Raw genomic sequence first — 16,977 nt, forward strand, 5'->3', positions numbered from 1 at the left:
ATTTAGTTGAGATTGTTTGAGTAGTTTGATAATAGTGCAATGGTGGCAAGCATTGCCAGTATGATTGAAGCCTCAAGTAGGTAAGCAAATAAACCATTCGAGAAAATATAAGTAATGGCTAGTGCCACTGATAGAATTGCCAAAAGCAATATGTAAACGGATTTGCGATTCAGTATTCTGTTTTTCATGCCTTCTTCTTTTTTACATAAAGTCACGCAAAACTATCTTTTTGGTTTATTAATCAATATTTATATTAATAATGAAAACGTTTAACAATGATAAATGTGTTATGGTGCTAAATTGGGGAAATAGCAGACAGCTGACAACTTATAGATTCTATGATGATAGATGTTAACAAAAACATTATCAGTTCGTTAATCCTGATAAATCAAAACATTAGAAGCATGAAACGATACTTTAAACTATTACTGAAACTGAGTCTAAGTCTTTATCTTCTAATTGGAATTCAGCATCAAATCCAATCACAATCTCTTAAGCATTATCGTAGTTTGGACGAGGCGTTGTTAGAACCAGAAACCGTAGAATGGTTGGAATTGAATTCCGAGTCGATGATTAATTTCCCTGATGAACTCTTTACATTTCCTAATCTTAAGTATCTAGATTTATCAAATACTAGAATTGAAAAAATATCCAGACAATATTTCGGATCTTGATAATTTAATGTCCCTTAATTTGTCTGGAACAAGTATCACAGAACTTCCCGAAACAATAGGACAGATGCCTTCATTAATGTCTATAAACCTTTCACACTTGGTAGACTTCAATGTTGATCAAACTATTCCTAAACTCGCAGAGATTTCTACTTTAAGAAGTGTGGATTTGGGGTATGATAATATTTCTCAACTACCTCAATCCATGGGGCTTTTGACAGATTTAGAGGTGCTGTATCTTTCTGGTAATCCATTGAAAACCTTACCGGTGGAGTTCAAGGAAATGTCTCACCTACATACATTATATATCAATGATGATGAGTTTTTGGAAATAGAAAATACGATGAACGTATTGGCTACTGTCCCTACGCTATACGAGTTGCATTTGGATAATTATGGGCTGGAAGACATTCCTAAGGAATTTCACAAATTGACTCAGCTGCGTTCGTTGTTTATCTATGATAATCAAGCTACATTATTTCCTGAGCTGATCAAAGAAACTAATATGAGGTCATTGGATATGAAGTACAATCCTGTACCTAGAGACTTTGGATACGACTATAGACTTTCCCCATTAGTTACATTGACATTGGGGGACTGAGGCTTTCAGTGGTTATCTTATTAATTTCATTTTCATATTAAGTCCTTTCTCAAAGAACTTAATTTTCGCAGTTTCATTCTCTTCCGCAAGACAAAGTGCTAAACCTTTGTTCCCTGCACGGCCTGTACGACCACTTCTATGCGTAAATTCATCTAAATGCATAGGTAACTCATAATGGACTACAAAACCTAAGTCCTTCACATCAAGACCTCGAGCGGCGACATCAGTCGCTACTAGCAATTGAATTCGTTCTTTTTTAAATGCTCTCATTACCTTATCTCGTTCAAGTTGTTTCATTCCTCCTTCGAGCACATCAACAGACACATCTTTTCCGATCAATAGGTTGGTTAAGTTGATAGCCGATTTTTTAGTATTACAGAAAATCAATCCTCTCGAATTTGATTGAGAGTTGAGGAAAGAAAGCAGGATCTTAAACTTTTCGGGAGTCGTTGAGACCGTGTATTGATAGTTAATGTCTCGATTGGCCTCTAGACGCATCTCAGCCCCAATAGATTTAGCCTTAGGAGAAAGGTAAGTTTTGATAATTTGTTTTACATGGTCAGGCATAGTAGCGGAGAACAACCAGGTTTGCTTTTTAGATTTAGTGATTTCTAAGATTTGGTTGAGTTGCTTCTTGAATCCCATACTCATCATTTCGTCCGCCTCATCTAAGACCACCGTGTTGATACCGTCAAGTTGAATTGCCTTACGCTCCACTAGATCAAGTAATCGACCTGGAGTAGCTACGATTATATGAGTAGGTCTCTTTAGGCGTCTGATTTGTTCGTCGATCTTAGCGCCTCCATATACAGACTCGATAAAAATCTTCTCAGTATACTTCGTGAACTTGAAAAGCTGTTTGGCAATTTGCTGACAAAGTTCACGAGTAGGAGATAAGATTAGAGCTTGTATTTGTTGAACTTCAGGGTCAATATTCATTAAGATAGGTAAGCCAAAAGCTGCTGTCTTACCACTTCCAGTTTTCGCTTGAGCGATGAAGTCTGTTTCCATTTCTAAGAGAGTCGGTATAGCCTTAGCTTGAATTTCTGTTGGTTCTTTGATACCTAGTTCGTTCAGCCCTTTTCGTAGACTCTTTGATATTCCTAATTCTCCAAATGAAATTGCCATGATTATGTATCGTGTTTGAGTCGCGAAGTTACATGAAGGAGAGGATACTTATAGATACGCTAAACCACAAAGAACAATACCAACTCAAATAACCCACAAACTACCAAAATGATACTTGTATTGAAAGCTTGTGAAGGACGTTTAAGGTAAAAGAATAGACATATACATAATAGTGTGACAGGGATGATATAGCCAAAAAAATTGTAGATATTGTAGAGCTGATGATGAGCTTCTTGATGACCATTGATATTCAACATTACGGTCATAGGCTTAGAGAAAATCGGAGTGATTAAAACGACAGCTTCTTGTAAATAAGTTCCATGTCCTATGATTTCTCCTCCTTCAAATCTCATTTGGTATTTCTGAAAGTAGATGTCATCATATCGATAGTGACTAGTACCACTACTGTATTTCCCTCCACCAGAACGTTCGAATACTTTGTTAAAGCCAATGATTTTATCTAAGTATTCTTTTCTAGGTAGAAGGTAGTCTGCTGCTAGAAGCAAGTTGAAAATAAGAATAATTACAGCGACAGATCGAAAGTATTTATTACACTTAACCATCATCTGGTGAAGCATTTGCTGCTGTTGGATTTTTTCTTCTCGTTTCTTACGCATGTATTCGCGTTTGAATACCTCTCTTGGGTCTTCGTAGTGAGAAGGAGTGTCTATATATTTAGGCTGAGGAGAAGTAAGGTAATCATATGCCTCCTTGATTTCTATAAATTTTGATTTGGCATCAGCAGCTTGATTTAGGTCAGGGTGATAGCGCTTAGACAGCTTTCGGTACGCTGATTTTATTTCGTCTTCGGTTGCCGACGGATGTAGGTTTAGAATATTTAGATAGTGCTCTCTCAAGTCATTCTTATTATTATAATGCTAAGATAATGACTTGCTGTATGAATGAAGTTTCAAATTATACCCTACTAAGCAATGCATATCATTTGCACATCACTTTACCTTCATCAATTTTCATGAACTCCGCTTTTGATAAGTTTCATTGCGAGAGTAAATGTGTCTTTGTTGAGCAAAGTCAAACGGGTCTGAAAATCATTGATTAAAGGCTTTCGATGAATCAATGGTGAGCTTGTAAGGTGCTTGTCACAACTAAGTACTGTTTGAATGACTGGGTTGTACCGGTCAGCATCATATCGTTCAAATACTTCTTTTCTATAAGTCCTATATCTATACCAATTGCTGGATAGAGCGTTCATATCTTCGAAATAAGAATTGAGTGAAGGTTTATCGCCATCTATGCTCTGTATGTCTTTATTTCTTATATCAGATAAGCAGGTACCTGTGTATAATGCCCAGAGTTTAATGATGGCAGAATTAAGACAACTTTCTGCATTATAAATGAGGTCTGAACGAAATCTAGTAGGTATAATCATAACTCTACCAGAGGTGATAGCCCTTAATAGGGCTTTGAAATCAGGGATTAAGGCACTTTCCATAAAAAAGTCCCGTGCACTCTCACCCTGTATACTGATGAGGTGTAACATATTGAATGGTAATAACAGTTAATAATCTTATTTATTTACGGTAATGAACCAACAAAAGGTACATTTCGACTTCCCTACCCTAATCAATAGCGTCTGATATCCAGCCCAATGATTGGTGATTTGTCAGTGATATCGAAATACAATCTCATTATTCTGAGCGAAGCGAAAGATATAGATATGTGTCAATCGTTTCGCTAGCGCTCAAAATAACAAGCTTTTAGTCTTCACCTTTTAATGGTAAAATCAGACTTAATTCAAATCAAAACGATCCAAATTCATCACTTTTGTCCAAGCAGCGGCGAAATCCTGCACAAATTTCGTATCTGAGTCTGTTGATCCATAGACTTCCGCGATAGCTCTCAATTCGGAATTGGATCCGAATACTAAGTCTGCTCTGGTTCCAGTCCACTTGACAGCTCCAGAAGATCTATCTCTACCTTCAAATACTTCTGCATCATCAGTTGTTGGAGTCCAAACAATACTTAGATCTAGTAAGTTGGTAAAGAAGTCATTCGTTAATGTTCCTTTACGATCTGTGAATACACCGTGATTAGATCCATCATAGTTGGTGTTCAATACTCTCATACCACCTATTAGGACTGTCATTTCGGGTGCTGTTAAACCTAATAACTGCGCTTTGTCTACTAGTAGCTCCTCAGAAGAGATTCGATGATGAGGTTTGAGGTAGTTTCTAAAACCATCCGCTTGTGGCTCAAGTACAGCAAAAGACTCTTCATCAGTTTGATCAATTGCAGCATCAGTTCTACCTGCAGTGAAGCCAACAGAGATATCACTACCAGCGTCTTTAGCTGCTTGCTCGACAGCAGCAGTTCCTCCTAATACAATTAAGTCTGCTAGAGATACCGCTTTGTTTCCCGATTGAGCGTCATTGAATTCCTTTTGAATACGCTCATAGGTACCGAGTACTTTGTCAAGTTGTGAAGGGTTGTTAACCTCCCAAGTTCTTTGCGGAGCTAAGGCAATTCTTGCACCATTCGCACCTCCACGTTTATCTGAGTTTCTATAAGTGGAAGCAGAAGCCCATGCCGTAGAGACTAATTCATCTGTGGTCAGTCCTGATTGAAGTACTTTTTCTTTTAATTGTTGGATATCTGCTTCCTCAATAGTTTCATATTCTGATTTAGGAATAGGATCTTGCCAAATCAATTCTTCATCTGGAACTTCTGATCCTAGGTATCGATTTACAGGTCCCATATCTCTATGAGTAAGCTTGAACCAGGCTCTGGCAAAAGCATCAGCAAACTCTTCTGGGTTCTCGTGAAATCTTCTTGAGATAGGCTCGTAAATAGGATCCATTCTTAGCGCCATATCTGCTGTAGTCATGATAGGGGCATGGTATTTTCCTTTGACATGGGCATCTGGTACAGCTGAAGAAGCCGATTCTGCTGTCGGAATCCATTGGTGTGCACCAGCAGGACTTTTAGTAAGTTGCCACTCATATCCAAATAGTGTATCGAAATAACTATTATCCCATTCAATAGGCGTAGGTGTCCAAGCTCCCTCAATACCGCTTGTAATTGTGTATTCGGAATGTCCCGAACCAAAAGTATTCTTCCAACCTAAACCTTGTTCTTCAATGGAAGCCCCTTCAGGTTCTCGACCAACATATTTATCTGGATCACCTGCTCCATGAGCTTTTCCAAATGTATGTCCGCCAGCTACTAATGCTACTGTTTCTTCATCATTCATAGCCATTCGGCCAAATGTCTCTCTGATGTCAAGTCCAGAAGCTACAGGGTCAGGAGTACCATTAGGACCTTCGGGATTTACATAGATCAGTCCCATTTGCACAGCGCCTAGCGGATTTTCTAATTCTCTATCTCCTTCATATCGCTTATCACCCAGCCATTCAGTTTCAGGTCCCCAGTAAACATCTTCCTCAGGCTCCCACATGTCTTCTCGGCCTCCACCAAAACCAAACGTCTTGAATCCCATAGTTTCTAAAGCTCGATTTCCTGCTAAAATCATCAAGTCAGCCCATGATATTTTATTGCCATACTTCTGCTTGATAGGCCATAGTAGTCTTCTAGCCTTGTCTAGATTACCATTGTCAGGCCAGCTATTGAGTGGTGCAAATCGCTGCATACCAGCACCACCGCCTCCACGTCCATCTTGGATTCTGTAGGTTCCAGCACTATGCCAAGCCATTCTTATAAAGAAAGGTCCGTAATGTCCATAGTCTGCAGGCCACCAATCCTGAGAATCGGTCATTAAATGATCGAGATCTTTGACAAGTGCATCATAATCAAGGCTATTGAAGGCTTCTTTGTAGTTAAAGTCAGCGTTCATAGGATTCGATAAGTTAGAATGCTGTCTTAGGATGTTGAGCTTTAATTGATTCGGCCACCAGTCTCTATTAGCTGTGCCTCCACCAGCACTCTCTTTCATGGATCCTCCGTGAAATGGACACTTACTAGCGCCATTTGAGTTAGTATTCGTACCTGAGAAGGTACCCGTATTTGAGTCTTTCATTCTAGGATTAATTTATAAGTTGTTTAAAAAAGTAGGTACAAGTAAATCAATCCAGTAGGCAATACCTTTTAGATTTTATCTAATGGATTTATTCTCGTATAGAGAATTCTTATAGATAATACGAAACCTACCATAACCTATAAGTTACGGAATTTGAAGCGCAATAGGAAAAACACCCCCAATACTTACTTAGTTAAGAAAAAAGAGGGTTTATTGATTGAGTCTGGAAGACCAATCTACTAGTTCGGAAAGTTTGTTGATGTTAAGCTTCTTATATATGTTCTTTTTATGTTGCTCTATGGTACGGACAGACCTTACTACTTTCTTAGAGACTTCTCTAGTAGACATTCCATTTGAAAGTAAAGCAAACATTTTCTTTTCAGTCCTAGTCAACTGTTCAAATTTCGACAGCTTTTCTTTTGAATTAAAAGAATTGTTAAGTGCGTCAGAGATCTTTTTACTAAACACTTGTAGCTGATCCGTAGAGTTGGTCATACAGTAGAAAATCCCATTTTTCACATCCAGTCTCACACTGGTAATCACCATCGTATAGCCTTCTTGGTTTTCAGGTTTCAGTACGATTCTGTGAAAATAGGTTAGTATTTTGTTCTCATCATTGGACTCAACTAAACCCTTGAGAAGACTTTTAACCCTAGGGACATCTTCTGGATGTGTCACTAACTCTAGAAATTTTCCACCAAGTGACTGGATTTCCTCAAGGCTACTCTCAAACTCTTTGCATGTTTCTTCATCCATGAATAGTACCGTAAAATCATTTGTGTAATGAAGGTGGTAAAATCCTGGATATTTGGGAGAAGAATAACCTTTGCGCTGATGAAAGATCTCTGGTAATAGAGACTTAGCACTATTGATATTTTGATTTTTTGGTGTTTCGCTCTTTACTAAGTCAAATGCTCGTCCATACTCATACAATTGAACAAATGAATTGACTTCGAGTTTTTTAAATATTCTTTTCTTATAGGTCTTGATGGATTGTGGTGTGAGGTTAAGCTTTTTCTGAATCTCGTCCGTTGTTGTATTATTAAGCCAATAGGGGAGTAAGCTTCTTTCTCCAGAAGATAGTAATTGGATCTTTTCAAAATTAGTCCGTGCGAATTCAGTGTCCTCTATAATTTGATCAATTCTACCAAATTGATCCATTACATTTTGTATTTCAACACTGAATTGTAACAGACCTCCTAATTCTTTAACGACCATTCCTGTCGTATACAGAGCATGATAGTTGCCATTCTTATATTTAACTCGCTGAACAAAACTATAGGTGCTATAGTCATCAATATGCTCTAAATAATGAATACAAACCTTTTTTGCATGTTCTAAATCATCTGGATGGCATATGTCAAGATTGACAGCCGAATCTCCAAGTTCTTTGAGGGACTTGAATCCAAGATTGCGGCAGAGTCTAGGGTCCAGGTATAATAACCTAAAATCGTCAATAGCATTGATATGAATGGAACAAGGGAGAGAATTGGCAATGACATCTAGATTGTCTTTATGAGCAATTAGAGTTTCTAATAAGCCTTCGCTGCACTTTATATCAAGAGTAGTGGATTTCATGTAAGTAGGGTAATAGACGGTATGTATATTCAGTTAGGCTACAGGCTGGAATCAGCAAGATAAGATATTAAGAGTGAAATCGATTTAATAAGATGCTAAAAAATGATTCAGAGCTCAAAAGATATGCAAGTAATATGTAGTTCTCTTTAATAGGTTGGTTTTGTCGGTGAAGAGTTTTGTGGAACTAAAACTACTTAATGCATGTTCCTTTCAAGGCTGAATTCATAAGTAAGGTTTTAGAAGCGATAAGTAGAAATAGTTAAATAAGTGTACGAGTAATTATTTCAAGATTCGTTTAATCTTATATCTCACGTTTCACTCCCTACATATTATGTCTTTACGCCACTTATTAACCGTTGAGTTTAAAATAAATAATCAATAGGCTCTTAATTGAATTCGTTTTTTTACTTTCGTGTATCCAACTTGATCATAGAATATTCATATACTATTGCTGTTACTTTAAATATTCAATGATGACAAATTGCTACTACTCACTCATTCAAAAGCTAAAGAGGGGGGGAATCTTTACTTATTTTATACTCTCCACTTCTCTAGCGTTTGCCGTTGATGAAACTGTCACATCGCTTAATACTGATGCAGAGGCAAAGGCAAAACTGATCAATGTTTTTTCTAATGGAGGTACTATTACTTTTCAAGAAGGCTCTTGGTCAATAAACTTAAATTCCGGCGAAGCCAAATTGAAAAAGGATGTTACTATCATAGGTAGTAATATAGCCGGAACGGCAGATAACAGAGGTGCATATGACTCTCCTGCATCCAATATTAAATCTATAGTTACTTTCACAGGTGAACGTGTACAGATCACATCTGGATGTAACAATCTTAATATTTCAAATATCCAAATCAATAGACGAGGGTTTCATGCTGTGAATAGACATCAACCTGATGTCGACATATCCAATTGTATATTTGATATTGAAAGTGCTCCTAATGCATTTTTAGATAAGCAGATATTTAGATGCCCTGATGGTTTGGGAGGAAGTATTAAGAACTGTACTTTCTTAGGTTTTGAAAAGTCAATCGTATCGAACCGAACAGCTTCCAAAAGTTTTGATCCGTTTGTGGATAGAAAAAAGCTGGTAGTAGAATGGTGTAACTTCATTCCTTCAGTGGTTTATCAATCTGAGATTGCAGAGTTTCTAACCATAGATGCTGGTAATGATGAATTCCCTGCATTATGGGATCAGAATTTCACAGAAGTCAAAAATTCGAAAATGAAGAATTGTAGAACTTCGATTTCTAAAGGAAGCAATGTGAAAATCACTAATAACATATTTGACTTTGATATCTACAAAAAAGAAGTTGTTCATGCGGAGGAGTTTAGCCAAAATATCATCATGGATGGTAATACGGTTAATCTATCAGGAACTTTGACGAATAGACAGATATTCAACTTAGGAGCAACACAGTCTTGTACCAATATTACAATGATTAATAACACTGTCAATCAACCAGCTGGTTCTAATTTGTTGGGATTTTTTGCTATTGGTATGGCGTTGGATGATATTACTATTACTGGTAACACTATCAACAATCCTGTTGCAGGAAAAGACTACATTAGATCATGGGGATGTGGTTCGACAGGTTTAAACATTGGTTCAGGTCAGCCAGGTTTAGGTGTCGATCATCAAGATATTACTACCAAAGCCTGTCCAGATGAAGGAATTGGCCCAGATGGCACATATTTAATAAGATGGAACGATAAAGAGTATTTGGCCAACGATGGTGGTCTAGTGAAATTAATAGAATCAAGTAGTCCCGATTCTGATGATAATTTTCTTTGGGAAATCGAACAAGACCTAAAGGAAGCTTCTACCTTAGGTAATTATTATATTATTAAAAATGTAGGAACAGGAGAATACCTATATGTTTATAAAGGACCAAATGCTCCGCAGCAACGTGCTCAATTGAATAATCGGTTTTCCAATGGAGGAGAAGGTGCAACCAATGCTGAAATAAGATCCTTTTCTACCGAAAGAAAACCAGGGTGGAGTGTATTTAAAGGTACTAATGGAAAGTACGTATTCTCACCTGGAGGGAATGAACATAAAAGTGCACTAAGAAAGGTTGGGGATTTGGCTTCTCTATTTGTGATAGAGAAAAGGGAAGCATCTACTTCTGAATGGAGCTTCATCAAAGCCACAAAGAAAGATACACCAGATCCAGATGATCCTGATGCACCAGATACTCCTGACACTCCAGATGACCCTGATACCCCAGACCCCGATGAGCCGATAGTAAGTGATATAGAGGAGGTAAATTCTAAGGAGGTGGTGGTATTCCCGAACCCTGCAGAAAACATATTGAGCATAAAAGGGCTGTCTGAAAACCTGGTATATGAAATACACAATAGTGTTGGTGTTGTAGTATTGAAAGGTACAGCATTCGCACAAATAGATATTAGCAATCTTGACTCAGGTGTTTACATATTGAAACTTGAAGGAGAAAAATCTATAAGGTTCGTAAAAAAGTAATCTTTCTATAAGTAGTACTGAACATTGGTACTAAAAATCAAAACCTCGAATTTGACCTTAAGGTTGAGTATCGAGGTTTTTTTATTATTGTTAATTCAGGTTCTACATTGCCATTTGACTCTTAGATAGATGGTAGTGTATGGAATATCGGTATTGATTGAATTCCTATTGCTAAGACGAGAAAGAAAAAATAATTTCTATAATCATACGATATTCAAAACGAGTATCGTTTGTTGGTTGTTTACAATTTTATCCCTGTATTAATGAATAGAATAATTAGAATAACCGCACCGTACATAGCATCAGTTGTTTTCAGCTCCATTATGTTGTTTTCATGTGATTCGACTGATGATGAATCTTCTCAAGGTTCGCAAACTGAGCAAGAAATAGAAGTGATCACACAAAAACTATCTGGAGAATGGAAATTGGTAAGTAGTATGGTAGATGGTGAGAACGTTTCGGTAGAAGATTTTGAATGTTTAAAGAATTCTGAAGCTACATTTAGCGAAGACAAATACTTTATCAAGTACGTGAACATGGGCTCTAGTTCAGGTCTTTGTTCTATGATATCGGAAAGGTCAGGAACTTATTCGGTCATAGATTCAACCAGTATTTCCTTCTTTGGATCTGATGATAAAGTTGAACTAATTGATGAATCCGTTCATATTACTTATAGTAATGAAGCTAGTGAATCTCAAACAGATGTCTTTATCAGAAAAGACAGTGAAGCACTTGTAGTAAGTGATCAAGAGAAAACCACGAATATCCAGACTTCTCCAGAGGAAGAAACCGACAAGACAGAAAAGGAGGAGATCAAATTTGATGGGTCTGCAGTTATCGAAAAATTAAAAGGTACATGGACACATGAGTCTTCTGATGAATGTTCTAAAAAGAATACTTTAGAGTTCAAGTCCGATGAAGATTTAGAATTTGTTCAATACAAAGCGACATTTAATCGAAACGATTTATTGGACTACAACATAGGGGTGAGTTACCCCATTCCTAGTAAATTCTCAGCTAAAGTGTCCAAAGGTAGAGATCAGGTTACTTTTGATACAGAAGCTTCTTGTCAATTCATTAAAAAGAGTCAACTAAACTATATCGTCAAAGACGATAAGACGGTTCTATTGGAAGGAGTATCGGCAGTTACGATTGAGGTAGAGAGTGACGATACCATTGTCTTGATTTATAAGTATCTGGATAGTGATTCCAAAGATCAAACTGTTGAGTATTCGTATAGAAAAATGGTGAAATAGATTTAGGTTCTACTATCGTATACTAATATGTGATAATAGCACCTGTCCGTTTCTGAAAGTATTTAATTAATAATAGAAGCTCGATCAACCGAGATGAAATACTCTGTTGATCGGGCTTTTGTTTTAGATCATCATTCATTTACTCATACTCAAGAGTAAAAGTTTTGATCATCTAATATTGAAAACACTGAAGTTATTAGAATCGAGAAATGAAACCCAGTAGGCTATAGCTCCACCACTAAAATCGACTCGATTTATAGAAAAATACCAAATTAGGGGACTATCAATTGATGTATCTGATTAACATCTTTGCGGATCTTTAATTAATCAAGTGCATTTATGAAAAATTATTACTTTTTAAATAGGTATTTATGCCTGTGTATTTTATTTGTAGGGCTCTTCTTCGGGTGCGGAGGAGACGAAGAACCAAGTATCTCAGATGATCCTGATACGGCTACCTCTCCTAAGCCTTCATTAACCAGTTTTAGTCCGTCTAAAGGTATGGTAGGTACAGAGGTTATTTTGACAGGAGTAGACTTCGATACGAATTCAGATAATAATGAAGTCGAGTTCAACGGGACTGATGCAGATGTGATATCATCTACAGAAACTGAAATCAAAGTGCTAGTTCCGTCTGGAGCCACAGACGGGAAGATCACGTTGACTACTCATGAAAAGACCCTCACTAGCGAAACTGATTTTATAGTAGAGCCGACACCTAGCACAGCGCCAGTGATCTCAGGGTTTTCACCCGAGAGTGCTGATATAGGAGAAGAAGTCACCATCACAGGTAGCAACTTCGGCGAAACAGTTTCAGAGAACTTAGTTGAGATTAATGGAGTCAAAGCAGAAGTGATTTCAGCGAGTAAGACTGAACTCAAAGTAACAGTGCCAGTGGGTGGAACTACTGGTAAAATCAAAGTAACAGTGAATGATCAAATCGGACTCACAGAAGCCGACTTTGAAGTCCTCCAAACCCCTACTATCACTGCGATTTCTCAGGATAGAGGATTTGTGACAACTAAGATTACCATTACAGGAACCAACTTCAGTACTGAACTATCTGATATAGAGGTGAGGTTTGGAGGGGAAGAAGGTAAGTCCGCAGTATTGTTTTCTTCTACAGAAACTGAAATAGTACTATTTGTTCCAGATAATGTAGGTTCTCGCAATATCTATATTTCTGTCAATGGATTGTCAGTAGAGAGTACTGAGACTTTCGAAGTTATAAGGCCTTACAGACATTGGTTTTTTAGTTCGTCTCCTATTGAAGTTGGAGCAGAGTTAACCATTAACATGTTTGACCTTCCATCAGAGGATATTTACACAGTTAGCTTTATTCAAGGTGATAATGAAGTATTTGCTACTGTAAAATCTTTTGATAACAATAAACTAGTAGTAGATATACCAGATGATTTGACAACTGGAAACCATGCTGTACGGGTACAAGCTTTAAATTATGTATTGACTACTAGTTCTATCAATATTTTCAAAAATTGGAAAGTTGCAGGTACGGACGGTCTAGACATAGCACCTGGTAGTACCAATGGACATCACGATATAGCAGTAGCCGAAGATGGTACTATATACTATGCCTTTAGAGAAGAAGGGAATGGAGATAAGTTATCAGTCAAAAAATTCAATGGTACCAGCTGGGAGTTAGTAGGTAGTCGCGGTATTTCTGCTGGTGGTATTGGTAATTTTCCTACCATTTCTGTATTTGATAATGTTCCTTATTTAATTTATAACAGTTGGCAGGGTGAGGCTGATGATCAGCGAGGAATGAAGGTGAGAAAGTTTAACGGGTCTACTTGGGAACAAGTTGGAACCAATTTGGTGACTACCGATCTTAATGCTCGAGAAGCTATACTGATAAGAAAAAAGAGAGCTCCGATTAGTGAATTCTACGATTACTATATAGGATTCATCGATCCCGATAATATGAATCGAGGTCAATTGGCAGTTTCTAAGCTTGGTAGTGATAACACTTGGACACCAGTAGGAACTAATCCAATTATCTCCAATTTCCTTAATCTCTATGCTTTTGGATTTGATGGTGATGGCAACTTGGTGGCCGGAGGGAAATCAAATCAGATCGCCACATTTGCACCTAGTGCGTCTGACTGGACTGTCACTACTATGACTAATTTGACTACTGTAAGAGAAGGAGCTATGGTATTCGATAGTAAAGGAGATCTGTGGTATGCCTATACTGATATCAATTCCAATGTCGTATTGAGAAAGAAAACAGGGAATAGCTGGGGACAAGTAGTTAATGCTAACCCTCCAAGGAATTGGTTGAGAATAAATTTGACAATAGAAAAAGACGTTTTGTATTTATCTGGAACCGAGAATGGGTCTGCTAATGTAAATGTGTACAGTCTGGAAGATGATGCATGGGGAATAGTAGGAAAAGAAGATTTTAGATCGAATGTCGGACAACCACGAACAGTATTCAGTCAAGGAAATCCATATATAATGTTCTCAGCACCTCGTAATGTAGCTGTATACACATTGGAGTTATAAGCAATAATTAATTGGTTTAGTGTTAAAAAAAGGGCTGGTCTAATGGAGATGTGTTTCACCATTGATCAGCCTTAGTTTTATCAGTCAAGTGAGCAGTCTACGCCCTATCAGAAAGGAGTATTTCTCGTAATTGAATACCCTTATAAGTAGATTAAAACTTTTCATAAACTAACAGTTTTAATCTTTTCAAAACAAAAAGTCATCTCATTGGTGATAGGACGATGAATTAATCCACCTGTATAATAATTGTCGATTTTAGTATGGTGTGTCAACTTAAAAACAAAAAACAGATGGAAAAAATATTAGGTTGTTGTATAATACAATAACTCGAACAATTTATTATTAGAAATAATATGATGCCACTCAATGATATACTTCTATTTGGTTTAGCTGCTTTAATAATGGTGATTTCACCAGGCCCAAATATGATTTATCTAATTTCAAGGTCATTATCCCATGGAAAAAGTGCTGGAATTATCTCGCTTTTCGGTGTAATGTGTGGCTTTTTGTTTCATATACTTATGGTTTCATTTGGTTTAACTGCAATATTTTTTGCAATTCCTTATGCCTTTCTTGTAGTGAAAGTTTTAGGTGTAGGATATTTACTTTACTTAGCTTATCATTCGATTAAGTCAGAAAATAGAGTTTTCAATGCTAACATGAATCTAAAGCCAGATAAGCCATTGAAACTGTTTAATATTGGACTTATGACAAATATTCTGAATCCTAAAATGGCTATATTTTATTTGTCTTTTTTTCCTCAATTCATAAGACCTGAAAATGGTTCGATTTTAGGTCAAAGTTTTCAATTAGGAATAGTTCAAATAGTGATAAGTTTCACAATAAATTTATTAATTGTTATTTCCGCTGCTAAAATGGCTTCTTGGTTTTCAAAAAAGCCGATTTGGTTAAGGATTCAAAAATGGTTTATGGCTTCAGTGTTAACTGGACTAGCTATGAAAATGGTAATGGTTAAAGCAAAGTGACGTTCTAAACCATTTATTCTTAATGCAGCTAACAATCTTTAAATCCTAAAAGCAAGCCAACCTTAATAAAAGAATCAAAAGAAAGTCTTGTTTATATAGATCCATTCCCACCTAGATAAACACGCTAAACATAGCCCTTTACTTCTACCTATACTAGCAGCTAAGTATGCTGAGCTATTTAGATGAAAAAAAATCGTAGAGATTAAAAGATTCATTTAAAAACCGTTAGTTCAATGTAATGGAAGCGACATCTGTTATGAATAGTAAATAATTTAGGTTGTGAATCAAACCATTAAAGACTAGCCTTGCGTTAGTCTGGAAAAGGATTTTTCAATTCCTTAGCATCCAGATAATTTAACTCAATCAATAGTTTCAGGGAATCCCAAAGGATTTTTAGTCCAATTGTTAATTGGCACTAGTCTTAACCCAAATTTTCTACACGAGCTAGAATCGAACGCTGAAGATATTCAGTATTGTCGTGGAGCTTGGTTTTTTCAAATAGATACTTATCTAATTGTTCTAAATATGATTGCGAAAGAGAAGAAAAGCAAAACCCAAACACCACAAGTCAACCCCATGCCGTTGATGAGTTGGGATATTTTTATGTTTGAATATCAAAGGAGACTGGTTCAGTTTAAAAAAGAATCAGAGATGAAAAAAGTCCTTTCTTTCACTAAGAAGTTCAATTGGAAAAATGACTTAATCACAGAGTTTTCTAAGAATCATTACGAAGCACTGATCATTACAGACAGGAATCAAAATATCATTTGGGTCAACGATGGTTTTACGACTATGACAGGGTATTCCAAAAGGCATGCAATTAACAAGACGCCTAGATTCCTACAAGGAGACCAAACTTGCCAAGAAACTAAGAAAAGGATTAGGCAGAAAATAACACAAAACCAACCATTTCATGAAGTGGTGGTAAATCATAGAAAAGACAATTCACTATACAAGTGTGAGGTTAAAATAATTCCATTATATAATGAAGATACTACGCATTTTATAGCCTTCGAAAGACAAGTCGGTTAATAGGCTTAGATGCATTATTGCCGTATGCTTTCTAATCTGTATCAGTAAAGAAAAAGGTTATATAAAGGTCCTTTAAGAGATAAGAGAATTATAAAAATCTATCACCTAGCTGTTCAAACGTACTATTTTGTGTAATTATCTCAAGTGTTCCGTATAATTACTGAAGTTTGCCTTTAAAGAATAAGCACAAAGCAACAGTATGAATCAAAGTCTAGAACTGGTCAGTCGGGAAGTATATTCAAAATTAGGACTTCCAGTCTCTAACTATCAAAAAGAGTCCGAAAGCCAAGATTACCAAGCATGTAGGTTTCAGCTCAATGGAAGGAATGTCATTTGCAGAGATGCTAAAATCACTCCAAAGAAAGTGGGGCAGTTTGTGACGTTTTGGAAAAGAGAACAGGATGGTCCCATAGAACCATTTCAAGATTCTGACCCCTTCGATTACTTTATTGTCAATGTAAGCCAAGGTAATGAATACGGACAATTCGTATTTCCGAAATCTACCTTAGTTAATAAAGGTTTGATTTCAACTATGATAAAAGAAGGGAAGCGAGGGTTTAGAGTATATCCATCGTGGGATGAAACGCAGAGTAAACAAGCGCAAAGGACTCAACAATGGCAACTAAACTACTTTTATAAAATTGGTCAAAACACTGATTTCGACGCAGTATCTAAATTGTATAGTAGGTAAAAATGTTGTGTTAGTCCAT

The 16,977-nt window shown here is 36.7% G+C and carries 14 protein-coding genes; 8 read left to right on the top strand and 6 right to left on the bottom strand.

The window, feature by feature from the left end; all coding sequences use genetic code 11:
* Window positions 1-2: 2 nt before the first annotated feature.
* Entirely contained in the window at window positions 3-188 is a 186-nt protein-coding gene (locus DKG80_RS21050; protein ID WP_162555647.1) for a hypothetical protein, read from the bottom strand.
* A gap of 216 nt (window positions 189-404) precedes the next feature.
* Here DKG80_RS21050 and DKG80_RS03080 point away from each other — a divergent pair, with 216 nt between their 5' ends.
* Together DKG80_RS03080 and DKG80_RS03085 are read left to right on the top strand one after the other, a co-directional pair.
* Window positions 405-674 (top strand): hypothetical protein, encoded by a 270-nt coding sequence (locus DKG80_RS03080; protein WP_162555648.1) that lies wholly within the window; start codon window positions 405-407, stop codon window positions 672-674.
* Complete coding sequence (locus DKG80_RS03085) at window positions 640-1,272, top strand: leucine-rich repeat domain-containing protein (RefSeq protein ID WP_162555649.1); 633 nt, start codon at window positions 640-642, stop codon at window positions 1,270-1,272. Before DKG80_RS03080 ends, DKG80_RS03085 begins: the two co-directional genes overlap by 35 nt.
* Before the next feature lie 12 nt (window positions 1,273-1,284).
* Here the strand turns inward: DKG80_RS03085 and DKG80_RS03090 are convergent, their stop codons facing one another.
* The 5 genes from DKG80_RS03090 to DKG80_RS03110 form a co-directional block, all read right to left on the bottom strand.
* On the bottom strand, window positions 1,285-2,400 hold the full coding sequence (locus DKG80_RS03090) for a DEAD/DEAH box helicase (RefSeq protein ID WP_109829817.1): 1,116 nt from the start codon (window positions 2,398-2,400) through the stop codon (window positions 1,285-1,287).
* 59 nt (window positions 2,401-2,459) lie between these two features.
* On the bottom strand, window positions 2,460-3,257 hold the full coding sequence (locus DKG80_RS03095) for a DnaJ domain-containing protein (RefSeq protein ID WP_109829818.1): 798 nt from the start codon (window positions 3,255-3,257) through the stop codon (window positions 2,460-2,462).
* A 107-nt stretch (window positions 3,258-3,364) separates the two neighbouring features.
* On the bottom strand, window positions 3,365-3,901 hold the full coding sequence (locus DKG80_RS03100; RefSeq protein WP_162555650.1) for a hypothetical protein: 537 nt from the start codon (window positions 3,899-3,901) through the stop codon (window positions 3,365-3,367).
* Between the two features lie 249 nt (window positions 3,902-4,150).
* The gene (katG, locus tag DKG80_RS03105) at window positions 4,151-6,394 is read right to left on the bottom strand and encodes a catalase/peroxidase HPI (protein WP_109829820.1); all 2,244 of its coding nucleotides are present in this window, start codon (window positions 6,392-6,394) and stop codon (window positions 4,151-4,153) included.
* 210 nt (window positions 6,395-6,604) lie between these two features.
* Window positions 6,605-7,972: a LuxR C-terminal-related transcriptional regulator gene (locus tag DKG80_RS03110; RefSeq protein WP_109829821.1), complete on the bottom strand. Its 1,368-nt coding sequence runs from the start codon at window positions 7,970-7,972 to the stop codon at window positions 6,605-6,607.
* A 473-nt stretch (window positions 7,973-8,445) separates the two neighbouring features.
* Between DKG80_RS03110 and DKG80_RS03115 the strand changes: the two genes are divergently transcribed.
* The 6 genes from DKG80_RS03115 to DKG80_RS03140 all read left to right on the top strand — a co-directional run bounded on the left by DKG80_RS03115 (window position 8,446) and on the right by DKG80_RS03140 (window position 16,958).
* Entirely contained in the window at window positions 8,446-10,467 is a 2,022-nt protein-coding gene (locus DKG80_RS03115) for a T9SS type A sorting domain-containing protein (RefSeq protein WP_162555651.1), read from the top strand.
* A gap of 263 nt (window positions 10,468-10,730) precedes the next feature.
* Window positions 10,731-11,723, top strand: a complete 993-nt coding sequence (locus tag DKG80_RS03120) for a lipocalin family protein (protein WP_109829823.1) — start codon at window positions 10,731-10,733, stop codon at window positions 11,721-11,723.
* A gap of 339 nt (window positions 11,724-12,062) precedes the next feature.
* Entirely contained in the window at window positions 12,063-14,249 is a 2,187-nt protein-coding gene (locus DKG80_RS03125; RefSeq protein WP_109829824.1) for an IPT/TIG domain-containing protein, read from the top strand.
* A 353-nt stretch (window positions 14,250-14,602) separates the two neighbouring features.
* Complete coding sequence (locus DKG80_RS03130; protein WP_109829825.1) at window positions 14,603-15,235, top strand: LysE family translocator; 633 nt, start codon at window positions 14,603-14,605, stop codon at window positions 15,233-15,235.
* A 525-nt stretch (window positions 15,236-15,760) separates the two neighbouring features.
* On the top strand, window positions 15,761-16,267 hold the full coding sequence (locus DKG80_RS03135) for a PAS domain-containing protein (RefSeq protein ID WP_162555652.1): 507 nt from the start codon (window positions 15,761-15,763) through the stop codon (window positions 16,265-16,267).
* 199 nt (window positions 16,268-16,466) lie between these two features.
* A complete protein-coding gene (locus tag DKG80_RS03140; protein ID WP_109829827.1) occupies window positions 16,467-16,958 on the top strand; it encodes a MepB family protein in 492 nt (163 codons plus the stop codon).
* Window positions 16,959-16,977: the final 19 nt, after the last annotated feature.

It is taken from the genome of Reichenbachiella versicolor (genome assembly GCF_003171675.1).
Classification (GTDB): domain Bacteria; phylum Bacteroidota; class Bacteroidia; order Cytophagales; family Cyclobacteriaceae; genus Reichenbachiella; species Reichenbachiella versicolor.